This window comes from Mycobacterium sp. (assembly GCF_052145595.1).
In the GTDB taxonomy this organism is placed as follows: domain Bacteria; phylum Actinomycetota; class Actinomycetes; order Mycobacteriales; family Mycobacteriaceae; genus Mycobacterium.
This window is the reverse complement of the sequence record NZ_JBKQOI010000247.1, coordinates 1-22,190: the sequence shown is the minus strand read 5'-3', so window position 1 is coordinate 22,190 and position 22,190 is coordinate 1. Positions and strand designations below refer to the sequence as shown.

Below are 22,190 nucleotides of genomic sequence, written 5' to 3'. Positions count from 1 at the left end.
CACATAGGCCACCACCGCACCCTACGAGCCCAGATTTAGTGTGCAAATTTCGGCTCGACATCGATCGAAACCGCAGATCAGCGGCCTGCACGAACCGGCGACGCCGAAAAATGTCCTAACTCAGGTTTAACTTCAAAACAATCACAGTCGTAGTCAGTAAAGGATTCTCCCGTCGGGGGCAGAACCAGGCCTGGCATGATCGGATAAGGATGGGTAAAGGTACCTCTTTCAGTAAATTCGCATACCACCCGATCACCTGAGGCGATCAAACTGGTCATATCCCAGCGCCAGTCCGGAAATGCGGTGAAAAAATTCACCATTACTTCCCTCCAGTCATGCTTGGTGATTGGCGTCCAGTGGGTACTGTCACCCAAGCGAATGAAGTCTTCCGACATTAGGGCCGATGTGGCATCAAGATCCTTGAGGACGTAAGCATCACTCCATGCTCTAACAACTTCCTCTGGTGTCATACTTTCTATTCCTCCATTTTGGTGTTCGCAAATGCAAACGTGTCTTCGAGTCATCGCAAGGTGGCGCTGAATTCGTCTCCGGTGGCAGGCCGTCCTCAACGCGTCAGTTGCCTTTGAAAACCGGCGCCCGCTTTTCCATCATGGCGATGACAGCTTCTCTACAATCTTCAGTCTGGGCCAACGCCGTTCCAACGCGTGCCTCGAACTGAAGCTGTGCTTCAAAACCAGGGTCTATGGCCTGATAGACCAACCGCTTGATGTTTTCCACCGATACCGGCGGCATGCTCGCCAGCTTGTTAGCCAATTCCATCACTGACTCCATCAGGCGTTCGGGGGTTGTCACTTCTTTTACAAATCCACACTCCTTTGCCCACTGGGCGTCTCTTTTCTCTCCAGTACTCAGAAATTCGAGAGCGACGGACAGGGAGGTGACGCGCGGCAGGGTGTAACTAATCCCCATTTCAGCAGCTAAACCAAAATTGACGAACTGTGGTGTAAAGGAGGCCCTCTCCGACGCAATGCGATAATCACAGAGACTGATCAAAGCCACCGCTATGCCAGAAGCAAAACCATTGATCGCGGCAATCGTCGGCTTCGGGCAGTTGTGAAGAGACGAGGGGAGTACCTGATACGGGCCAAAGGGCTTGTCGAAATTGAATCGCTCCGCGGTTTTGCCCATATCCGCTTGGATCTGGCTGATATAAGCAGTGTCACTACCCGCGCAGAAGGACTTTCCAGCGCCAGTGATAATGATGACCCTTGTGTCTTCGTCCTGGCTGAGCTCATCCATGCTCTGACCGAACTCCTGCAAGGCCACACCATCGAACGCGTTATGCTTCTCAGGCCTATTCAACGTCAACGTGGCCACATGATTGGTTTTGTCTACCGATATTCTTTCGTTTGCCATTAGCTCAACTTCCTAACATCGAATCAGAGCACGTCCGTCGCCAAGTCAAAGAAATAGAGTGACGAGACACTAGCCGCCACAATCACAGTACTGCGACCACTCTGCCAATCACCTTACGGTTGGCGAGATCGGTCAGCGCGTCAGGAATATCTTCAAATGATATTGTCTGTTTTGTTGGCCGGATCTTGCCCTCGGCATAGAGTTTGAGTAGCTCCTCATGAGTGCGATCCAAAAAGTCTTTGTCATACAATGCGGCAAGAACACCCACTACGGAGCAGTTTTTGAAGACGACAGCTCCAGTAGCTGCATTTTTCCAACTTCCGCTTGAGTAGCCGATGGCCAACAGTCTCCCTTCATTGGCAATACACTTGAATGACCGAACGAACACGTCGCCCCCCACCGGGTCAAATATGACGTCCGCACCACGCCCCTCCGTAGCCTTATTGACTGCATCTGCGAAATCTTCCGTGCCGATATCAATCGCCAAAGAAGCCCCCAGCTCGAGACATGCCTTGACTTTTTCTGGGCCCGTCGCGGTAGCGATAACCTTCGCCCCAAGTGCACAGCCCACCTGTATGGCGGCCGATCCGACGCCACCCGCTCCACCATGAACAAGTAACGTTTCACCTCGCAATAATTGTCCGCGTCTCGCCAAGGCAATATAGGCCGTTTGAAACGGTATCAGGAAGGCTGCCGCGTCCTCATCAGGCATATCATGCGGAATACGATATGTCGCACTGGTCGGTGCAAGGGCCTGCTCAGCAAACCCCCCATTTCCCTGGATAAAGGAGGTGGTGGCGATCACTCGAGAACGAAGGGCAAGATCAACTCCTTCGCCAGCAGCAGTAACAGTGCCTACCACCTCCTGGCCAGGAGTAAACGGAATTGCCGGGTTGAAGGCATAGGTTCCTCGGCACATAAACACGTCCGGCAAACCTAAAGCCACAGCTTTAACGAGAATACGGACCTCACCGGGGCCTGGTTCCGGAACGGCCTTTTCACCGAGCTCCATTACCTCTTTCGGCTCGCCATGTTTGATAACCTGCCAGGCCCGCATAGATCGTTCCTTCACCTCAAATACCCAGTATCGTGGTCACGTATATACGGCTATTCCCGGCTAGGGACTGAGCCCGCACCTAGGGGGAGCGCGGCCGTTACTGCTGTCCGTCGAGGATGTGTGCGTAGGGGTCGCTGTCGGAACCGACGGTTTCGGGCATCGGATAGTACGTCTTGATGAGCAGATTCCCACCGTCATCCCACGCGAACGTCTCTATGCTGTACGCCTTTTCAACGTTCGGTTCGGTGCCGAAGTAATTCTCACAGACCCAAGCCATCTCGTTGCCGTTGACTTGAACAGTGATCATCTTGATCTTGAGAATGGACTGGAACATGTCGAACGCGTCGCCCGTCGCAGTGTCGAAACCTTGTTTCTCCGCGGTGCCCACGGGGTCGAACATCCGAACGTCGGCTGGCGCGATGGTGCGCCAGGATGCAATCCACTCCTCTCGCTTGCCCGCGTTCCACAACTCGGCATGCTTCGCAGCATGGGCCAATCGCGCCTGGCGACTCGGAACTGCACTCATCTTCGGCATCCTTTCTCGGCAACGTGCGGTTGCTTTGGGTTGTTCATGCGTCGAGTTGGAAATGCGGCCCGTCGAACTGGTCCCAGGTGCTGAAGTCCTCGACACGTCTGCGGCGCAGCTTGCTCACTTGACGGGTGGGTTTACCGAGCGGAAGAAGGGCGGCGACCGCATGGGTGGCGGGGATGCCGAGCAGGTCGCGGATCTGCACCTCTTCGGCGACGGCCATCGTGGTGAGAGTGCCGCCGTACCCCTCGTTTCGGGCGGCCAGCAGAATGTTCCACACGAGCGGGTAGACCGATGCGCCGCTGACCACACCGATCCGATCGAGGTGCTGGTCCATCGCGGCCACGTACGCCAGGTCGACTGTGATGACCAGCACGACCGCCGCTTGCCGGAACGGGGCGCTGAATTCGTCGGGTACCACCGTGTCCGCGATCGTCTCAGCGGGCACACCGCTCGGTTCAACGGCGTTCCAAGGGCTTTCGCCCGCCGATAGCTGGGCGAAGTATCGTCGTGCGCCCGGGACGTTCAGGTCGCCGAGCCGTTCGCGCAGGGCCGCATCTCGAACTGCGACGATGTGCGTGCCTTGTCTATTGCCGCCGCTGGGCGCGAAGCGGGCGTTGTCGAGGATTCGGTAGAGGACCGGATCTGGAAGTGGATCGTCGGTGAACTCACGCACCGCGAACGTGGTTCGCATGACGTCGTAGAGCTCCATCGTCACTCCCTATTGTCAGGTGGTTCGCGGCAACCCGACCATGGCCACGGCCATGACCGCGGGTTCGGTGCCGCGGTTGTGCCAACGGTGCCGGGTGCCGTTCTGGATGTTCACATCGCCTGCGCGCAGCGTCGTCTCGACGCCGTCGTCGAGTTCGAGGACGATCTCGCCGGATATCACGAACTCCATGTCGACCGTGTCGGTGGTGTGCATGCCGGGTTGGTCCAACTCGTTGGTTTCCAACACGCCGGGCAGCTTCTCCTGCAGCTCACGCAGGCCTGCTTCGATGTCTACGCCTTCGAGGTCGGCGCTGTTCTCGCCGGGTGGAAAGGTGAATAGGAAGAAGCGGTACCCGCCGACCGGGGGGAAGAACGTCGTCTTGGGTCCATTGGTGCCGGCGTCGGGAAGGGTCGGCGGTACGTCTGCTCGCCAAAGTTCGTGGTAGGCAGTGGGCGTCAGCGCCACCGTCGTCGGTTCGACGACGCCATCGTCGACGATGACCGCCTTGCCGTGATCGTCGTGGCCGGTCACTACGCGGCGTACGTTCATCAAGACCTCTCCTCGCGTCGTGGTGTCAACGATTTGGCGACGAAGCCGTTGCGCAGAGCCAGCCGGTGAATCTTCTCGCTGGCGTTGCGTGGTAGTGGTTCGTCGGTCAGTGCCAGGTATTTCGGGACCTTGAAGGTCGGCAGTGCGTTGACCAGGTGCGCGCGCAGTTCGTCCTCGGTGAGTGCGGAGCCTGCTTGGGGGTGGCACACCATGGCTAATTCTTCACCCATGGCATCGTCGGGGACGCCGAAGACCGCGACCTCCTTGACCGATGAGTGCCGGTAGGCGACGTTCTCGATTTCGGCGGGGGCGATGTTCTCTCCGCCGCGGATGACGATTTCCTTGATCCGTCCGGTGATATGCAGGAACCCATCAGCATCTACGCTTCCCAGGTCGCCGGTGCGGAGCCACCCGTCGGGGGTGAACGCTTCTTCGGTGAGGTCATCGCGTTGCCAGTATCCGGGGGTGATGGTGACCCCTCGCAGCTGTATCTCGCCGTCCGACCCAGACGGCAGGACGTTGCCCGCAGAGTCGACGGTCCGAAGGTCGATGATCGGTGAAATGATGCCTGCGGCCATAGGTTTGAGATCGAACACCGGTCCGCTCATGGTTGCGCACACCGATGCCGTCTCGGTCATCCCGTAGCCCGCTGACCGATTCTCGATGCCGAGTCTGTGGCGCAACAACTCGGGAAGCCCTGCGGGAGTGGCGGCCCCGGCTGCGGCGACCCGCGAGATGGACGAGAGGTCGAAGTCGTCGAACCGGGGATGAGTCAACAGGTCCTTGAGGATCGCAGGCACCGTCGCGACCATCGTGACCTTCTCGTTCTGGATTGTCTGCATCGCAGTCACGGCGTCCCATTTGCGCAGCAGCACCACCTTTTGACCCACCGCACAGGGCAGCAGGAAGCCGCTGAACAGTCCGGTCGCGTGAAACAGCGGCACCGTCACCAGTTGCGCCTCGGTGGTCGCGCCACCACGAAGTTCAATCGCGCCGCTGAATTCGAGGCCGAGGAAGCCGGCCAGCATCATGTGCATGAGTGCCTGGCCCACTGAGATATGGCAATAGATCACGCCTTTGGGATGGCCGGTGCTGCCTGAGGTGTAGAGCAGCATCGCCATGTCTTCAGGTTCAGGACGCACGATGGCGAAGTCGCGCCCGCGGCCTGCTGCCAGGGCGTCCTGAATGTTCCTGACGTCAAGATCCGCTACGGAGCGGGGGTCGAGTTGTTCTAAGCCACCGTCGACATCGCTGAACAGCAGCGCCGTTCGGCGTTGCCGCAGCGCTTCGGCAGCCAGTCTGGTGCGGGGCAGGTCGGCGGCCAGCACGGTCGGGTCCGAATCCCGCAGGGTGAATTCGAGCTCCTCGGCCGATCCCCAACTGTTGATCAGCACCGGGACTGCGCCGACGTGGACAGCGGCGGCGAAGGTCAGGACCCAGTCCGGACAGTTACGCATCGCGATGGCGATCCGATCGCCGGGCTTGACGCTCATGTCGTTCTGCAGTACGGCGGCCAGTGCATCGACGTCGGCGAAGAACTGCGCGAAGGACCACCGTTGGTCACCGAAGACGAGAAAGTCCGCGCCAGCGTGCCCGCGACCGGAGGTGAGGATGTCAAGGACAGTCGGCGCAGCGTGGGTGAAGACGCATTGAGGCACTCCGGCCACCTGCTGCTCGGTCACGGCGAAGATCCCATCGGGGGCGGTGAACCGGCGAACGGCCTCGTGGACGAGATCAGGAGTCAGAGCCACGATGTCCTCCCTCAGCATTGGTGCCATGCGCCCACTCCCTCCGAGCGGTTGGGTACACGAAGTCCACAGTAAAACTACATCGTTTTTCTACGGCATGGTGGTCGGGGTCACAAAGTGGTCTGCCGGGCGGGACGGTGCTGACGAACCCGGTCACGGAGCGTGCACTGTTAGAACAACGCCGTCACCGTAAGATGACGGCATGTCGTCGCCCCGCTCCAGTGCCATGCCACCGCGAGAGCCTGCGAATGGCTAAGCCGCTCATACCGGTCGACGTGATCTACGAACACGCCTTGGCGCTGATCGACGAAGAGGGCGCCGAAGCACTCAATGCCCGACGTCTCGCCTCAGACCTGAAGTGCTCCACCCGCACGCTCTACCAGCAGGTGGGCAGTCGCGAAGAGCTGATTCGCGCGCTCGTCGGTCGTCATTTCTCGCAGCTGCGACTGGACTTCCACGAATACGGCACGTGGGAGTCCACCGCCGTGCAATGGAGTCTCGCGCTCCATGACGCCCTGCAGGCGCATCCGTTCCTCACCGAACTGATGAACGTCGACGACCGTGGTGCCATCACCTCCTATGTCAACAAACTGCTGAAGTCACTGGTGCAGGCGGGAATCGACCGCCAGCTCGCCACCGACTGCTGCCGTTCGTTGGTGAACACGACGATCAACCACACCATCGTCGAAGCGCAGGCGCTGCGCCAGGCGCCACCCACCCGCGCAGGCGTCCTGGATGCGAAGAAACGGCACCAGTCCTATCTGCGAACCATCGACTGGATCGTCGCCGGAGTCCACCAGGAAACCCTTTCGACGACGACCACCGGCCGACGCCGTTAACTCGACGAGTAGCGTCGCCCCGTCCGCGTCACTTTGGAAAACGATGTTGTTTAATGCACGTTATGGATGACGGTGTGGCTGCAGACTCCCCTGACCGTGGTCCGTTGCACGGGATACGAGTGCTCGAGTTCGCGGGAGTGGGTCCAGGGCCGCACGCAGCCATGGTGCTTGCCGACCTGGGTGCCGACGTGGTGCGCATTCAGCGGCCAGGGGTACTGCCTCGCGCCGGGTTCAATGCCGACGGAATTTTGCGGGGGCGAGCCGTGGTGGAGGCCGACCTGAAGGACGATGACGACAAGGCCTCGATCATGAGCCTCATTCGGCGGGCCGACGTCCTCGTGGAAGGCTTCCGTCCGGGGGTGATGGAACGTCTGGGATACGGCCCCGAGGACGTGCAGTCGCTCAACCCGAGGTTGATCTACGCCCGGATGACCGGCTGGGGTCAGACCGGTCCGCGCGCGCCACGAGCGGGTCATGACATCAATTACCTGGGTTTGACGGGCTTCCTGCACGTGATCGGGCGCCGAGGCGACCGACCCGTCCCGCCGTTGAACCTAGTCGGCGACTTCGGCGGCGGCTCGATGTTCCTGCTCGTCGGCGTCCTCGCGGCGCTCATCGAACGCCAGACCTCTGGCCGCGGCCAGGTGATCGATGCAGCGATCGTCGACGGGGTTTCGGTGCTCGGCCAGATGATCTGGGCATTCCGCGGAATCGGAATATGGAGCGACGAACGCGGCATCAACATGCTCGACACCGGTGCGCCGTACTACGACACGTATGAAACCGCCGACGGCAAGTACATGGCGGTCGGAGCCATTGAACCCCAGTTCTACGCCGAATTACTCACCGGGCTCGGCCTGTTCGAGCAAATGAACTTGCCCGACCGCAACGACGTCTCGCAGTGGGAGTCGTTGAGGTTGATGTTCACGCAGGCATTCCGGACCCGTACCCGCGACGAATGGGCCGCGGTGTTCGACGGCACCGACGCGTGCGTCACGCCGGTGCTGACATTCGCCGAGGCCGCTACCGACTCGCACATGACCGCCCGCGGAGCCGTGAGCGTCATCGACAACGTCATGCAGGCGTCCGTAGCGCCCCGGTTCTCGCGCTCTGTGCCTAGCGTTCCCAAAGGACCCGCCCAAGTGGCCACTGATCCGGACGCGGTGTGGAACGACTGAACAGGTCTTTGCAAAATTGTGAAAACGGTGTTTTTCTAATACCTGACCTGAAAGTGGCCAGTCCGCCGGGTTGGAGAGGTAGTTGGCATGGCATGGGACTTCTGCGCGGATCCGGATTTCGAACCCACGCTCGACTGGGTGCGGAGTTTCGTGGACGACGAGTTACGCCCGATCGAACCGCTGCTTCCGCACCTGTCACCACAGCAGGCCAAGAGCTTGTTCGACCCGCTCAAGGACCGGGTCCGAGAGCGAGGTTTATGGGCCGTGCATCTGCCGAAGGACATGGGCGGTAACGGCTTCGGCCAGCTGCCGTTGGCCCAGATGAACCTGATCACCGGCCGGGTGGGCCTTGCGATGGAGGTCTTCGGGAATATGGCCCCGGATTCGGGCAACGCCGAACTGATCGCCGAGGGCGGCACCGAGGAACAGAAGGACCGCTGGCTGTGGCCCAACCTGCGCGGTGACCTCCGCAGTGCGTTCGCCATCACCGAGCCCTGGGTGTCGGGCACCGACCCGACGCAAATCGAATCGACGGGTGTACTCGAGGCCGACGAGTGGGTGCTCAACGGCCGCAAATGGATGATCACCAACGCCTCGATCGCCGACTTCATCATCTTCATGGTGGTCACCGACCCAGAGGCCCCGCCGCATCTGCGATGCTCGATGATCGTGGTGGAGAAGGACACCCCGGGTTTGACCATCCTGCGTGACATTCCCTCGATGCATGATCCCGACGTGACGTTCGGCCGGATCGGCAACCACGCCGAGGTCGTGCTGGACGGTGTGCGGGTGCCGCGCGATCATCTGATCGGCCCCCGGGGTCATGGGTTCGTGCTCTCGCAGGTCCGGCTGGGCCCGGGCCGGCTGCATCACGCGACGCGCTGGCTGGCCGAGGCCGAGCGGGCGTTCGACATGATGTGCGAGCGTGCCCAGTCACGGTCGTCGTTCGGCAAGAGCTACACCCGCCACCAGATGGTGCAGGAATACATCGCCGACTCGCGCATCGAACTGGAGACGGCAAAACTCCTCACCCTGCGCGCTGCCTGGAAGTTCGACCGCGAGGGCAACCGGGCCGCGCGCAGCGACATCGCCATGTGCAAGGTGTACAACGCTCAGGTCGTGCACAACGTGGTGGACCGTGCATTGCAGGTGCACGGATCCCTGGGATACAGCGGTGACATGCCGCTGGAGTCGATGTACCGGATGGCGCGGATGGCCAGCCTCGTCGACGGCGCCAACGAAGTGCACAAGGTCAGCGTCGCCAAGAGTGAGCTGGCCCGGTACCAGCCGGTCGAAGGCTGGCCGAGCGAGCACGTCCCGACTCGGCTGGCCGCCGCCCGCGCGCGGTTCGCCTACCTGCTGGAAGCCAGCGCGTGAACCGCACCGCGGCGGCCTTCGACGTCCCGCGCTTCAGCGACTGGCTGGGGCAGGTGACCGGCGAGCCCGCTGCGGTGACGGTGACGCAGATGAGCGGAGGTGCCAGCTGCGAGATGTTCCGTGTCGAACGGCTGGGTCAGTCCTGGGTGCTGCGCCGAGCCCCCGTGACATCGGTGTCCGACACCGCACACCACGTGGTTCGCGAAGCCCGGGTCATCGAAGCACTGGCCGGCTCTGGAGTACCGGTGCCGACGATCCTCGCCATCGGCGACGACCCCGCCGTCCTGGGGGCGCCCTTCTTCGTGATGTCCTTCGTCGACGGCGACGTGGTACGCCGTAACGGCCTCCCCGAAGCCCTTGCCGCCCAACCTCAGTCGCACCATTCGGTCGGGGAGGGGTTGATCGACACCCTGGTCAGCCTGCACGAAGTCGACTGGCAATCCACGCCGTTGGCGGGGCTGTCCCACCCGGAAGGCTTCCTGGCCCGCCAGGTCGACCGGTGGATGACGCAACTGGAGTCCTACCGCTCGCGCGACCTGGACGGCGTCGATGACGTCGCCGCCTGGCTGGCGGCCAATCAACCGGCGAGCGGTGACCTGACCGTGATGCACGGAGACTACAAACTCGACAACGTGCTGTGGTCGCGGCAACCGCCGCCAAGAGTGCTCAGTGTCGTGGACTTCGAGATGACCACCGTGGGGGATCCGCTCTTCGACTTGGCCTGGGCGATGATCTTCTGGCCCGAGGATGGCAATCTGATCGCGCTCGCCCCACCCGGGTCTCCCAACGGCATCGCCGCCGACCAGTGTCAATCACCGGACCAACTGAAGCAACGTTACGCGGCAGCCACGGGCCGCGATCTGTCCGGATTCGACTGGTATCAGGCCTTCAGCGCATGGAAGCTGGCGATCGTCCTGGAAGCCTCGTATGCGAAGTACCGCTGCGGCGAGTCCACCAACCCGCACCACGAAGTCTTCGGATTCGTCGTCGACGAACTGCTCTCGCGCGCAAGAAGGTTCGCACGATGACCGACCCCCTGTTCTCCCTCGCCGACCGAGTCGTCCTGGTTACTGGCGGTAGCCGCGGGCTGGGGCGGGCCATGTGTCTGGGGCTGGCCGAACGCGGAGCGCGGGTGGTGATTGCCAGCCGCAAGCTCGACGCCTGCGAAGAGCTGGCCGCACGGATCCGCGGAAGCGGTGGCGAGGCGTTCGCCGCGGCCTGCCACGTCGGGGACTGGGCGTCCCTCGACCGGGTCATCGCGGACGCCGCAGGCCGCTGGGGGCGGCTCGATGGCCTAGTCAACAATGCCGGGATGAGTCCGCTGGCGCCGTCGCTGCTGGAGACGTCGGAGACATTGTTCGACAAGGTGATCGGCGTCAACCTCAAGGGTCCGACGCGGCTGACGGCCCTGGCCGCCGAGGCGATGAAGGCCACCGGCGGTGGCTCGATCATCAACATCAGCTCGCTGGCTTCGGTGAAACCGATCTCGACCGCCCCCGTGTATTCCGCTGCGAAGGCTGGACTCAACGCGCTGACGAGGGCGGCGGCGCTCGAATACGCCGGCGCAGGTATCCGCGTCAACGGCATCATCTGTGGCACCTTCGACACCGACGCAGCAGCGGGATTCGTCCGCAACGCCGACTTGTTCCCCGAGATCGTCCGGACGATCGCGCTGGGTCGGGTCGGCCGTCCGGACGAGATCGTCGGTGCGGCCGTATATCTGCTGTCGGACGCGTCGACCTACACCACGGGATCGCTGATGACCATCGACGGCGGCGTATCCGGTTGAGAGCAAGTAGAGCCAATGCGTAACGACGTCATCGTCATCGTGGGGTCCGGTGGAATGGGCGTGGCGATCGCACATCGCCTCGGATCGGGGCGGACTGTCGTGCTGTCCGATAAGAACTCGGACTATCTCGATGCTGCGACTCGGGCGTTGGTTGCGAACGGACACGATGTTCACGCGACAACAGTCGACGTGACTTCGCCACTTTCGGTGAGCGACCTCGCCGCCTATGCGGCCGGGCTTGGACCGGTGACCGATGTCGTCCATACCGCGGGTGTGTCACCCGAGCAGGCCGACATCGACACGGTCCTTCGCGTCGACCTCGTCGGTGTGGCCCTGGTGCTCGAGCGGTTCGGTGAGGTCATCGAGGCGGGTGGCGCCGGGGTCGTCATCGCCAGCATGGCGGGGCATTTTCACCCGGCGATGGATGCGGGGCTCGAGCATCAGTTGGCGGGTACTCCGGCAGGCGAACTCCTGGCGATCCCGGCCTGCGCTCCCGCGCTGTTCCGCAACTCTCAAGAGGCCTACAGCTTCGCCAAGCGTGCCAATCACCTTCGGGTCGCCGCGGCGGCAGTCGCTTGGGGCAGGCGTGGCGCGCGCATCAACTCGATCAGTCCCGGGATCATCTCAACAGCGATGGGTATGCAAGAACTCAACGGCAGCTCGGGGACGGTGATGAAGGCGATGATCGACGGATCCGCTGCAGGGCGAATCGGCACACCTGATGACATCGCAGCCGCTGTCGAGTTCTTACTCGGCCCGGCTGCCAGCTTCATCACCGGCGCCGACCTGGTCGTCGACGGCGGGATCACCGGTGCTGTCAAGGCTGGAATGCCAGTATCTTGATCGGGGTAGACCACGGTCGCCCACGCCTCAACCCGTCGGTCAACACCTGACGAAGTGGGCCTAACGAATGCCTCCGGCTCCGTCGAAAGCCGCAGCAAACGCCTCTATTTCCCCGACAATATCCGGACCGGCCGGGGTGTAGACGATCTCGGTCACGCCGAGCGCCGCCGAGTTCGCGGCAGCTGCGCGGATTTTCGCCGCCGATCCGGTCCAGCTGTATTCGAGGATGCCGGCTCCGGCTTCGTGGATCGCCTTGCGGTCACGGTCGGTCAGAGTGCACACGTGGCCTTCGTGTACGCCGAGGTGTAGTTGTCCTTCCGGGCGCACCGCACGGAGCCCGTCGAGCCAGACCTCACCGCCTGGCAACTCGGTGATGAAATCGGGTGCCGCTTCGTAGACCGCGTGCCACATCGCGGCGTACCACGGTCCGGCAGCCTCGACGACGCGTGTCGTTCGGTGGTCTTCGCCGGGACGTAGCACGGTGCCCGACACGATCATTGCGGCGGCCCGCGAACCCTCGAGGGGTTCTACGGGCGGTTGGCTCAGCAGTACGCCGTCGGCGCTGATCTCATCGGCGACGGCCATGCCCTTCGGCCCACTTGGCGCCACCCACAGCGGGGTCCGCAGTGGCCGCTCCGGTGCCCACCCGGTCAAGTGCAGCATCTGGCATGGAGCCCCGCCGATCTCGACGACCTCCCCATTGAGCAGGCCGCGGAGTGTTCTGACGTAGCTGGCCACCCGTGCCCACGGCAGGGGCTTCTGGCCAAGTGCCCGTCGAGCGGTGAAGCCGGTTCCGAACGCACACGTCAACCGGCCCGGGGCCGCCTCTTCGATGGTCGCGATCGCTGCCGCGGTGACCATTGGGTGCCGGAGGGAGGGGACGGCGACGCCGGTGGCGACACCTAGCTCGGACGTCGCATCGGCTGCTCGCGCCGCGGCGATCCAGATGTCGCCATACACGGCAGGCGAGTCGAAGAGCCACAGCCGCGCACACCCGGCATCTTCGGCCGCGTGCGCATACTCAGGAATCCTGGCACTCGGAGGCAATGCGACTGACAGGGAAAGCTCTCCCACGATGATCCTCCGTCGCCACTCAGATTGGAAAAACAACGTTACCTTAACTTGCCAGCGGTGAAGGGAGAACGTCGCGATGTCTTACGGAGGAGTGGCGTGCAGATGGAGTTGCTCGTGTCGGCGGACCAGGAGGCTGTCCACCCATTGTGGGTGATGGTCGGGGTCGAGCGTGAAGTCTTGGGTCTGTTCAAGGAGTTCGGTGAGCACGGCGCGGGCTTCTATGCGGGCGAGTGCGGCCCCGACGCAGAAGTGGATGCCGTGCCCAAAGGCCAAGTGGCGCTTGGGGGATGCTCGCGTCAGGTCCACCCGATCGGGGTCGTCGAACTGGGCGGGGTCTCGGTTGCCGGCTGCGAATAGCAGCAGTGCCGTGGAACCGGCCGCGATATCGGTGCCTGCGAGTGTGGTGTCGTGCGGGATGCTGCGCATCATTTGCCGAAATGGCGATTCGAGTCGCAGGGCCTCTTCCACGAAAACGTCGATGTCTTCGGGCCGATCGCGTAGCCGTTGTTGTAGTGCTGGGCCTTCGGCAAGGATCCTCACGGCGTTACCGAGGAGGCTGGTTGTCGACTCCCCGCCCGCGCTGAGCAGGGTGTGCAGGATGGTCTGAACCTCGCCCATCTCCAAGGTGCCCGCGTCCAGCGCCCGTCGCACCGCCAGCAGGATTGTTTCGTCATCGCCCTCACCGGTGGCCGAGACCTGGTCGGCGATCCACTCCTGGATGACACCGATGCGGGTGACGAGGTCGTTGAGTCGATCCAGTGGCATGGTGCCGCCGACCATGGTGGTGGAATCGAACGCGGCCTGCAGAAGCTGCATCGGGTCGATGTCGCGGAAGCCGATCAATTTGGCGACCACGGTGATCGGCACGATGTTGCCGATCGTGGCCATGAAGTCGAAGTTGTTGTGGCGCAGGGCCGAAGCGACGGTGCTCGCCGACAACGCGCGGATGTCGTCCTCCAAGGCGCGCATGCGCCGTGCCACCAGCTCGGGAAACACCGCCCGCCGATGGGTGGTGTGCATTGGCGGGTCGGCCGCCGCCAAGGTGGGTGTGGCCGCGTCGCCGAAATCGAGGCGGGCCGGCAGCCCGTCCTCATCGCGGTAGAGCAGGCACCGCATGGTCGAAGAGAAGTCCTCCGGTCGTGCGACCGCCTCGGAGAGCAGGTCGAAGGTGCTGATGACGACGACGTCGGTGCCGGGCACCGCCCAGACCGGTGCCCGCTCACGCAACGTCCGGTAGAAGTCGTAGGGGTCGGCAAGGACCTTGGGGTCCAGCAGCATCGAACTGCTCAACTCGATCACGGGCGCCCGGTGATCTGGTCGAACAGACTGGTCATGTCGCTGTAAACCCACGATTCGCAGACCTTGCCTCCGGCGAGGGCGTAGATCTCGCAGCTCTCCACGGCGATGTCGCGATGAGTCGGCGCGATGCCCCCGTAGTCACCGACGTGCACGCCGCGGAGCGTCCAGCGGGCACAGACGAAACTCCTTGCGCCGAAAAGCAGATCCTCGTCCAGGTGCAGACGGTCGAACGCGGCGGTCAGCTGGGTGAGGTTCGCCCGGATGTCGCTGATCGTGAGTGGCTTGTCCAGTCCGCTGACCCACCGCGGGGCGTCCGGGCAGAACCCGGAGAGGTAACCCTCGACATCGCCGGCGTTGAGTGCGGCTACCGAGCGACGAATCAGCTCTTCTTCGGGGCTCGCGGCCGTGGTGCTCTCTCCGGATGTTGTAACTGTGGACACTGGTCCACTTTGATGGATATGCGTCCACAAATCAAGGCCAGCTGGTTTAGGGTGGACTTGTGACCGACACGGCTCGCGCCGAGTTACGCAGCCAACGGCGCGCTGCCCGCCGCGCGGAGAACCGAAACGAGATCCTCGATGCAGCGGAACGGGTTTTCAGCGAAGACGGGCTCCGGACCGGATCGCTGCGGCGCATTGCCGACTTGTCGGGTTACTCGACGGCAGCGATCTACAAGTTCTTCGACAGCAAGCAACACCTCGTCGCCGAGGTGCTCAACCGGCGCGGCGACGAGTACCTCGCCGAGCTGAGACAGGCTGCACAATCCGCAGGAACTCCGCTGGACCGTCTGCATCTCATCGTCGACACGGCGGCCACGTACTTCGCTGCGCGTGGACACTTCCGGTCACTGCTGCAGCAGATGCAAGGAGGCTCAGCGATCCTGGGCCCAGCACTCGAGGCCTTCGCAGAGGATGTCTACGGGCGCTACGCCGACGCAATGAATCTGATGACCGACCTGGTTCGCCAGGGACAGCACGCCGGCGAGATCCGGGCCGGAGATCCGGGCGGCATGGCCCACCTGGCGTCGGTGCTGACCAACGAGTACGCATTGGCCGATGTCGCACTCGCAGCCTCGGAGTTTCATGCGGTATTCGACGGCGCCCTGCGGGCGGCCCCAGTGTGTTGACGCCGTCAACACCTTTCGCGTATCCGCAGGTCGTAAGCGACGTAAGTTCAGGTGGCCGCAGTGCATCGGTGAGGCGCGCGTTGTTCGTACCCACATTTTGCCCACACTTCGCGGTAATGACGGCTGAATCTGAGTGACGCTCCGTGACCCAAATATGCAGCTAGAGTGGCCTTTCGGCGTCTACGCGGCAGGTTCGGATAGGGTTCAAATCCCTCCGCCACATGGTCTAGTTGATGCGCTAGTAGGGCGAGAACGGCGTCGCAATTCTGCGGCCAGCCGAAACGCCGACGTAGTATTCGCCGCGACGCTTTGTGCGTAACTTCGCGCCGACGTATTCGCCCCCAGGGCCCACGCGGCCCACTCGCAGGGTCTTGCCAAGGCTTCCCCGCACATATCGGGGACGGCGGCGGTTTATCTTGCGTCTGATCCGCTTGACTCGGGTGCTACCGGTCGACGCGAACCGGCCCCGGCGGTCCCGCTTGTAGGTGCGTCGCTTGGCCATCAGGCGCTCGCAACATGAATGCGGGCCTGGAGGCGGTCAACCGGACCATGTTCATCGGCACAAGTCCTACTCATCCCCAGCACCTCACATCGATGATTTCGCTTCTATTCGATTCTATCGTCGCGATGCGCCAAAGTTGTTAAATTACAGCCAATGTCGCTGATTAATGTTGCTTGCGGCCCACATCGCATGCTGCGCGTAATCGGGCGCTCCAGCGAGTTCAATTGCGCGCTGTGGGTGGAGGGACTGGCTGGGCAGATTTTGGGCACACTCTGTGTCCACAGAGGTCAATTCTGTTGAATCACACCGAATGTCATTTCGCAGCTCAGTGCCGGTTCGGCTCAGAGACCAGCACCCCGAAACGGGTTCGATTCCCGGCAGCTCCACTGAGTACACGCAGGTCACAGGCCTAAATCCGAGAGATGCAAGGCGCCATACGCAGCCACTTGCGCGGGATCGTCGAAAGCTAGCTCATTGCAGCGACGCAGCACATCCTGCAGGTGGACTGCTACATCCGCCGGGGCCAGCCATCCAATGCACCGCGTTCGAAGTTATCTAGCCTCATGGGACCGGATCCTTCTCGACTGGGTCGACCCCAGTCACCTCATCGTCGTGGTACGGTGCCAGCAAAGATTGGCCCTTTGCGTAACACCGCGACCCACCCCTCCGGTCGAAGTAGGCGATTATGGCCGATATCGTGCTTCTCAATCCTCGGTTCGACATGTCTTACTGGGGCATGGAACACGCACTTCCGCTGCTTGGTAAGAAGCGCGTTCTACCCAGTGTCTGCCTGCCGTTGCTGGCCGCGCTGACGCCTGACGACCATTGCGTGATGATCATCGATGAGAACGTCGAGCCAATCGACTACGACCGTGTGGCGATGGCCGACATTGTGGGGCTCACCGGCATGGACGTCCAGGGCCATCGGATGGTCGAGATTCTCCGCGAACTGAAAGCCCGTGATGTCTTCACGGTCGTCGGCGGTCCGTCGGTCACCGTGCAAGAAGAGTACTTCGACGGCCTGGCGGATGTGATTTTCGTCGGTGAAGCGGACACGACCTGGCCGCAGTTTCTTGAAGAGTGGGCCCAGGGACGGCATCTGCACCGCTACGAGCAACGCGAGCCGACCGACATGACCCGCTCGCCGGTGCCACGGTACGACCTGCTCAAGGCTAAGAACTATCTGTTCGGCAGCATTCAATTCAGCCGCGGCTGTCCGTTCCAGTGTGAGTTTTGCGACATCCCCATCACCTTCGGTCGTAAACCGTGTTTAAAAACGACCGCGCAGGTGATCGCCGAGTTGGAAGCGATGCGTAAGCAGCGCATACAAATCGCCTTCATCGTCGATGACAACCTGATCGGCACGATCGCGGTAAAGAAGTTGCTAAGCGACGTTGCCGCGTGGCAAGCCGCCAAGGGGTACCCCCTCACGTTTGTCTGTTATGCCTCGCTCAACCTCGCCGAAGACGATGAGATGCTGGAGTTGATGGACGCAGCGAACATCGCGATGGTCTTCATCGGTATCGAGAGCCCGAACGAAGAATCGCTGCACGAGACGAAGAAGTATCAAAACGTTCGCAAAAGCGCGACGATCGTCGATCGCGTCCGCAAAGTGCAAGACTCCGGCCTCGAAGTTCTGTGCGGCATGATCGTCGGCTTCGACCACGACGATACCCGGATCTTCAAGGCCCACTACGAGTTCATTCGTCAGACCGACATCATGCACCCCACCGTCAACATGCTCGTGGCCATCCCGAAGACGCCGCTGTACGCGCGTTTGAAGAACGACGGTCGCCTCGATCTTTCGGAGACGAACCCGTCCGACGGAATGTTCGGCACGAACGTCATTCCGCTCGGCATGACTCGCGATGAGCTGCGCGACGGGTACAACGGCCTGGTGCTGGACCTACACGATCCCGAGTTCTACTTCGATCGGCTCGAAAACCTCTATCTCAGGCGCCGAATCAATTTCGCACGCACTCGCAATGCCTACTGGCGCCGACATCCCTGGATTAAGCGGAAATCCCAGTCGGTGTTTGCGCTTGGAGCGATCGTCTTGTTTCTCCGGCTGATGTGGAACGTTCCCGACGCGCAGCTGCGCCGCATCTATCGCCGCCGGATGACGACTATGCTTCGCCACCGGCCGGATCCATGCGTCTTGTTCATCTGCGCAGTCAAATGCGCGATGCACTACCACCAGTACACAATGTCCCGTCAGATCTCGGAAGGCGGGGACCCCTCAAGACATACAGGCGCGATGGCTCTGACTTGAGCCGTCGCAGTGCGCGGTGCACCGTGCCGTGATCCAATCCCGTGGTGACGTTCGACGGCTGTCGCGCAAGCGGCACTGACCCGCAGATCGTCCGGCTACAACGGATCGCCATGAACGAATCCGCGCGATTCCCCGAATTCGCCATCAGCGGCGAAACCATGCCTTCCCCGCTGAATTCGCTGACCTCGAGCCGTTTCTGGAGTGGGATCTGGCCACCGAAGGTGAGCGTTACGCGCACCGGCTCGCCTCGTCGATGACCGATATGCAAGCCTTCCATGACGCTGCCTTTCCGCGGTTGGCCGACGCGATGGTTGTACTGCGACAACTTTCCGCTGCACGATCTGCCCGAGGGCGTCCGGTCGCTGATGCACTTGATGCAGTCGCTGATCATGGTGTCTTTCCCGGTCGAGGTGTGGAAGCAGGCCAGGGTGCCCGACAGCGGCGCCTCCTACATCGAGTGCCCAAGGAGCCGGTGGTCTAACACATGTTGACGCTCAAAGCAGCTGGACTGCTTGACGTCGACACGGGCCGCATCGTCAGCCAAGGTGTTCTCACGATTGACGGTGAATACATCGCTGGCATAGGCGATACCCGGTCGGGCCGGTCTGACGGGGAGGTCATCGATCTCGGTGAGCTCATCCTGCTGCCAGGCCTGATGGACATGGAGGTTCATCGCAGGCGGAATCGGCATCACCCCGATCGTCGCGATGCTTGAGGCACGCAGCAAACTGTTGCGCCAGAGCCTTCGACCAGCCCACCATCGGCCGCCGTTTCGCCCGCCGGGCCGGCGGCGAATACGCCTGCAGCGCCTGGACCGATGGCCCGGTACGGCCGGCTCACCAGTCGGCACACCACCAGGGTTGGCCGAGGTGTATCTGGGTTGTGATCTTGCCGCGATGGTGACGAAGGACGCTCATCTTCATGACAGCGTTTGCGCTTATCTCTGCACTCGGGACAGCCCTATGCGTCGGCTACCACCTCGGGCGGCGCACTAGCTCGAAACCTTCAACGTGGAAGAAGCGAACGAGTCGAGTGGCGATGGGGAGGCTCGCGATTAACCTGCTCGTGTTGATGACGGCGCGCCGCGTCCGGCAGAGTTTCCAGCCCAGGCGCGTGTTCTTCGGAGCGCGAGGGATCTGGGGATTGAGATTCATTGAACAGCTTGGGCTCCTCCGGGGTTGCGTTGCGCGGTTGCGGGCCTACTGAGCCTGCCGAGCAGTGTTGATGCCATCAACACCTTCGCCGCATCCGGAGGTCATTTCGCGTCATTCGGCGTCGTTTCGCCTAGTCAAATTCCAGATTTCCGCAACTCACGACCATTTTTGGGGCGGGTTGATTCCCGGTAGCTCCACTGATCACTTTGGCTTAGTGGGCCATGTCGTGCCCACTGGCCAATCGTTGGGTAAAGCGTGTGAGATCGCCGCGCGCATTGCGGCCAACGGACCACTGGCGGTGCGCAACGCGAAGGCGTCGATTCTAAGCAGCGGTTGGATTGACGATGAGGATGCTCGCAAAATAGAACAGCGGTTCGTGATTGAAGTGATGCGTTCAGAGGACGCGAGGGAAGGCCTCGCCGCCTTCGCGGCCAAGCGCGAACCACGTTTCATAGACAAGTAATCGGCGAGCACGTCTCGGTCGCAGGAAGGGCTCGGTGGCTTAGTGACCGTCGTAGGCGCGCGCTCGGGTTACGCCCTTCTGGGCTAACGACTTTTGCCCCTCGCTGCAGCGAACTTACCTCGCAAGTGCCAAATTTGTGGTCCCAGGAAGCAATCACACTTGAGGCAGCCTGCGAAGCGAACTTGGCTGTGGGCCGCCCGTGCGAAGGCGTTCGCTCTTCGCGAACCGATCCGTTTCTCTTATACTCGGCGTACTGGCGGAGGGTGCTATGGCTACAACCTGGGACACGTTAGATCGCTATGTCGTCATCTCGACGGATACCCACGCCGGGGCGGATCTTTGCGATTACAAACCGTATTTGCCGGCGCGTCTCCACGATGAGTTCGATGCGTGGGCCAAGGCCTACGCCAGCCCGTTCGACGACCTGATCGTCGCCACCGCCAACCGAAACTGGGACCACGAGCTTCGGATCGCGGAGATGGACGCCGACGGGGTGGCCGCCGAGGTGCTGCTGCCCAACACCGTTCCGCCGTTCTTCCCGACCACCCCGAACATCACCATCAGCTTGCCCCGCACCCGTCAGGACTTCGAGCAGCGTTGGGCCGGTGTGCAGGCCCACAACCGGTGGCAGATCGACTTCTGTTCGCTGGCCCCGGCCCGACGCCGCGGGTTGATTCAGATCTTTCCCAACGACGTCGAGCTGGCGCTGGAAGAAATCCGCTGGGGTGTTGAGCAGGACTGCTTTGGTGGCGTGCTCATTCCAGCGGTCTCGCCCGGTGACCCGCACGTGGCCCCGCTTTTTCACACCCGCTATGAACCGATGTGGGCGCTGTGCGCAGAACTGGACCTCACGGTGGTGCAGCACGCGGGTGCCGGCAGCCCCGAGATGCCAATGGACCAGCCGGCGTCCAACGCGGTGTTGATTACCGAGATGGCGCTCTGGGCCCAGCGCACACTCGGACACCTGATCCTGGCCGGGGTGTTCGAACGGTACCCGACACTGCGATTCGTGCCGACCGAGCAGGGTACGTATTGGGTGCCTGGCCAAATCGGCATGCTCGACGCCATGGTGCCCACCATGAAGTCTGACGCCGGCAACCGCACCTATGGGATGTTCGGCGGATCGTCGGTCGACGAGCTGACCCTGACGCCGAGCGAATACGTCCAGCGGAACTGCTTTTTGGCCACTGAGCTGACGCCGTTGGACTCGGGAATGATCGATTTCATGGGCCCGGAGCACATCATGTGGGGCAGTGACTACCCCCACGAGGAAGGCTTTGCGCCCCACTCCAAGTTGGCTATTCGTTGGGCCCTGCACGACAGGTCACAGGACGCCTGCCGAAAGATCCTGGGCGGCAATGCCGGTCGCCTATACCGTTTCGATCTCGATGCATTGGTGCGGGTGGCTACGAAGATCGGTCCCACTGTCGCCGAGGTGCACACTCCTGTCGAGGACACGGGCTATCGCGCCCCAGCCGCTTTCGGCTACCGACCGTTCGAAGGGGGGCTGGCCCTCAAGCGGCTGGCTCCGGAACGACGCTAACCGGTTGGACCGGATCGTCGCGCTTGCGCTTTGGCGAGCGACTCCCGGGGGCCGAGCAGGCGTTGCCTAACTATCTATTTGGCTCACCGGGAGGTGGGATTCTTCGGTCAAGGCGGCGCTTAGTCGGCGGGTCGCAGAAGAGAGCTGCGTTCCCAGACGGCTGACCGCCGCGCCGCTCATCGGCTCGGCGCTGGGGACCAGGCTGAGCATCAGGGCGATGCGGGACCCTTCCCCCAGGATCGGGGAGTCGATGTGGCTCACCTCGTAGGTGCGGTCCGGCGCCAGGCTGATTGGGAACCACTCCTCCTGATGGATTAGTTCGTCGGTCAACTCCTGCGCCAGCTGGCTCAGCCTGGTGGAACGTACCTCGGCACTACGCACGATCTGCGCCAGTTCCCGCAGGCGCAGATCGGGCAGGATGTGCAGACCGACCGCGTAGCCACGTTGCATGGCGGTGGTGATGGCCTGGCGGTAGCGATCGCGCACGTCCTCGGGCAGGGTGGCCAGCCAGCGCTCCCGAGCCTCTGGCCCGGCCCAGGCAACGATCGACGCCCCATACGGCGGGCGGTGCGGGAACTGGGTGCCGACGGGCATCGGGTGACCGCCGCCGTGACGGCTTCGGACCTGATCGACGACGGTGGAGTAGTCATCGCTTACCGAGAAGGCAACGCAGTGCGCGCCTGTCGCGGCCGACAGCTCGGCCATCGCGGAGCGGGCCAACACCAGGGCCGGATAGCGGCCCGCCGCCTCTCGGCCGAG

At 62.4% G+C, this 22,190-nt stretch carries 22 protein-coding genes and 2 pseudogenes; 13 read left to right on the top strand and 11 right to left on the bottom strand.

Features of this window, described 5'->3' with window-relative positions; translation table 11 throughout:
- Positions 1-77: 77 nt before the first annotated feature.
- The 7 genes from ACLP4W_RS21650 to ACLP4W_RS21620 all read right to left on the bottom strand — a co-directional run bounded on the left by ACLP4W_RS21650 (position 78) and on the right by ACLP4W_RS21620 (position 5,975).
- On the bottom strand, positions 78-470 hold the full coding sequence (locus ACLP4W_RS21650) for an ester cyclase (protein ID WP_442389475.1): 393 nt from the start codon (positions 468-470) through the stop codon (positions 78-80).
- Between the two features lie 103 nt (positions 471-573).
- Positions 574-1,377 carry an enoyl-CoA hydratase/isomerase family protein gene (locus ACLP4W_RS21645; RefSeq protein WP_442389474.1) on the bottom strand — a complete coding sequence of 268 codons (804 nt, stop codon included), beginning with the start codon at positions 1,375-1,377 and terminating at the stop codon, positions 574-576.
- Positions 1,378-1,459: 82 nt separating this feature from the next.
- Positions 1,460-2,434, bottom strand: coding sequence for an NADPH:quinone oxidoreductase family protein (locus ACLP4W_RS21640; protein WP_442389473.1), 975 nt, complete (start codon positions 2,432-2,434; stop codon positions 1,460-1,462).
- A 97-nt stretch (positions 2,435-2,531) separates the two neighbouring features.
- A complete protein-coding gene (locus ACLP4W_RS21635) occupies positions 2,532-2,960 on the bottom strand; it encodes a hypothetical protein (RefSeq protein WP_442389471.1) in 429 nt (142 codons plus the stop codon).
- Between the two features lie 43 nt (positions 2,961-3,003).
- Positions 3,004-3,675, bottom strand: a complete 672-nt coding sequence (locus tag ACLP4W_RS21630) for a nitroreductase family protein (RefSeq protein WP_442389469.1) — start codon at positions 3,673-3,675, stop codon at positions 3,004-3,006.
- Between the two features lie 15 nt (positions 3,676-3,690).
- Positions 3,691-4,224, bottom strand: a complete 534-nt coding sequence (locus ACLP4W_RS21625; protein WP_442389467.1) for a cupin domain-containing protein — start codon at positions 4,222-4,224, stop codon at positions 3,691-3,693.
- Positions 4,224-5,975 carry a class I adenylate-forming enzyme family protein gene (locus tag ACLP4W_RS21620; RefSeq protein ID WP_442389465.1) on the bottom strand — a complete coding sequence of 584 codons (1,752 nt, stop codon included), beginning with the start codon at positions 5,973-5,975 and terminating at the stop codon, positions 4,224-4,226. The genes ACLP4W_RS21625 and ACLP4W_RS21620 overlap by 1 nt, the downstream gene beginning before the upstream one ends.
- A gap of 290 nt (positions 5,976-6,265) precedes the next feature.
- Here ACLP4W_RS21620 and ACLP4W_RS21615 point away from each other — a divergent pair, with 290 nt between their 5' ends.
- The 6 genes from ACLP4W_RS21615 (at position 6,266) to ACLP4W_RS21590 (ending at position 11,998) form a co-directional block, all read left to right on the top strand.
- Positions 6,266-6,811: a TetR/AcrR family transcriptional regulator gene (locus ACLP4W_RS21615; RefSeq protein ID WP_442389463.1), complete on the top strand. Its 546-nt coding sequence runs from the start codon at positions 6,266-6,268 to the stop codon at positions 6,809-6,811.
- Between the two features lie 62 nt (positions 6,812-6,873).
- Positions 6,874-7,989 carry a CaiB/BaiF CoA transferase family protein gene (locus ACLP4W_RS21610; RefSeq protein WP_442389461.1) on the top strand — a complete coding sequence of 372 codons (1,116 nt, stop codon included), beginning with the start codon at positions 6,874-6,876 and terminating at the stop codon, positions 7,987-7,989.
- 87 nt (positions 7,990-8,076) lie between these two features.
- Positions 8,077-9,366, top strand: a complete 1,290-nt coding sequence (locus tag ACLP4W_RS21605) for an acyl-CoA dehydrogenase family protein (RefSeq protein ID WP_442389460.1) — start codon at positions 8,077-8,079, stop codon at positions 9,364-9,366.
- Positions 9,363-10,394, top strand: a complete 1,032-nt coding sequence (locus tag ACLP4W_RS21600) for a phosphotransferase family protein (protein WP_442389458.1) — start codon at positions 9,363-9,365, stop codon at positions 10,392-10,394. The genes ACLP4W_RS21605 and ACLP4W_RS21600 overlap by 4 nt, the downstream gene beginning before the upstream one ends.
- Positions 10,391-11,155 carry an SDR family NAD(P)-dependent oxidoreductase gene (locus tag ACLP4W_RS21595; protein ID WP_442389456.1) on the top strand — a complete coding sequence of 255 codons (765 nt, stop codon included), beginning with the start codon at positions 10,391-10,393 and terminating at the stop codon, positions 11,153-11,155. The genes ACLP4W_RS21600 and ACLP4W_RS21595 overlap by 4 nt, the downstream gene beginning before the upstream one ends.
- Before the next feature lie 15 nt (positions 11,156-11,170).
- Positions 11,171-11,998: an SDR family oxidoreductase gene (locus tag ACLP4W_RS21590; RefSeq protein ID WP_442389454.1), complete on the top strand. Its 828-nt coding sequence runs from the start codon at positions 11,171-11,173 to the stop codon at positions 11,996-11,998.
- Between the two features lie 60 nt (positions 11,999-12,058).
- Here ACLP4W_RS21590 and ACLP4W_RS21585 read toward each other — a convergent pair whose 3' ends face one another.
- The 3 genes from ACLP4W_RS21585 to ACLP4W_RS21575 form a co-directional block, all read right to left on the bottom strand.
- Positions 12,059-13,072 carry an LLM class flavin-dependent oxidoreductase gene (locus tag ACLP4W_RS21585; RefSeq protein ID WP_442389452.1) on the bottom strand — a complete coding sequence of 338 codons (1,014 nt, stop codon included), beginning with the start codon at positions 13,070-13,072 and terminating at the stop codon, positions 12,059-12,061.
- Positions 13,073-13,153: 81 nt separating this feature from the next.
- Complete coding sequence (locus tag ACLP4W_RS21580; RefSeq protein ID WP_442389450.1) at positions 13,154-14,371, bottom strand: cytochrome P450; 1,218 nt, start codon at positions 14,369-14,371, stop codon at positions 13,154-13,156.
- Positions 14,368-14,811, bottom strand: coding sequence for an ester cyclase (locus ACLP4W_RS21575; RefSeq protein WP_442389448.1), 444 nt, complete (start codon positions 14,809-14,811; stop codon positions 14,368-14,370). Before ACLP4W_RS21575 ends, ACLP4W_RS21580 begins: the two co-directional genes overlap by 4 nt.
- A gap of 59 nt (positions 14,812-14,870) precedes the next feature.
- Here ACLP4W_RS21575 and ACLP4W_RS21570 point away from each other — a divergent pair, with 59 nt between their 5' ends.
- The 7 genes and pseudogenes from ACLP4W_RS21570 to ACLP4W_RS21540 all read left to right on the top strand — a co-directional run bounded on the left by ACLP4W_RS21570 (position 14,871) and on the right by ACLP4W_RS21540 (position 21,431).
- Positions 14,871-15,497 (top strand): TetR/AcrR family transcriptional regulator, encoded by a 627-nt coding sequence (locus ACLP4W_RS21570; RefSeq protein ID WP_442389446.1) that lies wholly within the window; start codon positions 14,871-14,873, stop codon positions 15,495-15,497.
- A 1,187-nt stretch (positions 15,498-16,684) separates the two neighbouring features.
- A complete protein-coding gene (locus ACLP4W_RS21565; protein WP_442389444.1) occupies positions 16,685-18,271 on the top strand; it encodes a DUF4070 domain-containing protein in 1,587 nt (528 codons plus the stop codon).
- A 44-nt stretch (positions 18,272-18,315) separates the two neighbouring features.
- Positions 18,316-18,528: a hypothetical protein gene (locus tag ACLP4W_RS21560; protein WP_442363613.1), complete on the top strand. Its 213-nt coding sequence runs from the start codon at positions 18,316-18,318 to the stop codon at positions 18,526-18,528.
- Positions 18,468-18,752 (top strand): annotated as a pseudogene (locus ACLP4W_RS21555) (hypothetical protein). Before ACLP4W_RS21560 ends, ACLP4W_RS21555 begins: the two are co-directional and overlap by 61 nt.
- A gap of 3 nt (positions 18,753-18,755) precedes the next feature.
- A pseudogene (locus ACLP4W_RS21550) lies at positions 18,756-18,944 on the top strand (amidohydrolase family protein); the annotation flags it as partial.
- 551 nt (positions 18,945-19,495) lie between these two features.
- Positions 19,496-19,888, top strand: a complete 393-nt coding sequence (locus ACLP4W_RS21545; protein ID WP_442389442.1) for an enoyl-CoA hydratase-related protein — start codon at positions 19,496-19,498, stop codon at positions 19,886-19,888.
- Positions 19,889-20,156: 268 nt separating this feature from the next.
- Positions 20,157-21,431 (top strand): amidohydrolase family protein, encoded by a 1,275-nt coding sequence (locus tag ACLP4W_RS21540; RefSeq protein WP_442389440.1) that lies wholly within the window; start codon positions 20,157-20,159, stop codon positions 21,429-21,431.
- A 66-nt stretch (positions 21,432-21,497) separates the two neighbouring features.
- On the opposite strand, the gene ACLP4W_RS21535 is transcribed toward ACLP4W_RS21540, so the two are convergent.
- Positions 21,498-22,190: transcriptional regulator (locus ACLP4W_RS21535; protein ID WP_442389438.1), on the bottom strand; the 693-nt coding region annotated here is incomplete at its 5' end.

Coding starts and splice junctions, on each gene's coding strand:
- ACLP4W_RS21650 (WP_442389475.1), bottom strand. CDS start 470: ATGACACCAGAGGAAGTTGTTAGAGCATGGAGTGATGCTTACGTCCTC.
- ACLP4W_RS21645 (WP_442389474.1), bottom strand. CDS start 1,377: ATGGCAAACGAAAGAATATCGGTAGACAAAACCAATCATGTGGCCACG.
- ACLP4W_RS21640 (WP_442389473.1), bottom strand. CDS start 2,434: ATGCGGGCCTGGCAGGTTATCAAACATGGCGAGCCGAAAGAGGTAATG.
- ACLP4W_RS21635 (WP_442389471.1), bottom strand. CDS start 2,960: ATGAGTGCAGTTCCGAGTCGCCAGGCGCGATTGGCCCATGCTGCGAAG.
- ACLP4W_RS21630 (WP_442389469.1), bottom strand. CDS start 3,675: ATGGAGCTCTACGACGTCATGCGAACCACGTTCGCGGTGCGTGAGTTC.
- ACLP4W_RS21625 (WP_442389467.1), bottom strand. CDS start 4,224: ATGAACGTACGCCGCGTAGTGACCGGCCACGACGATCACGGCAAGGCG.
- ACLP4W_RS21610 (WP_442389461.1), top strand. CDS start 6,874: ATGGATGACGGTGTGGCTGCAGACTCCCCTGACCGTGGTCCGTTGCAC.
- ACLP4W_RS21605 (WP_442389460.1), top strand. CDS start 8,077: ATGGCATGGGACTTCTGCGCGGATCCGGATTTCGAACCCACGCTCGAC.
- ACLP4W_RS21595 (WP_442389456.1), top strand. CDS start 10,391: ATGACCGACCCCCTGTTCTCCCTCGCCGACCGAGTCGTCCTGGTTACT.
- ACLP4W_RS21590 (WP_442389454.1), top strand. CDS start 11,171: ATGCGTAACGACGTCATCGTCATCGTGGGGTCCGGTGGAATGGGCGTG.
- ACLP4W_RS21565 (WP_442389444.1), top strand. CDS start 16,685: ATGGCCGATATCGTGCTTCTCAATCCTCGGTTCGACATGTCTTACTGG.
- ACLP4W_RS21545 (WP_442389442.1), top strand. CDS start 19,496: ATGCCATCAACACCTTCGCCGCATCCGGAGGTCATTTCGCGTCATTCG.
- ACLP4W_RS21540 (WP_442389440.1), top strand. CDS start 20,157: ATGGCTACAACCTGGGACACGTTAGATCGCTATGTCGTCATCTCGACG.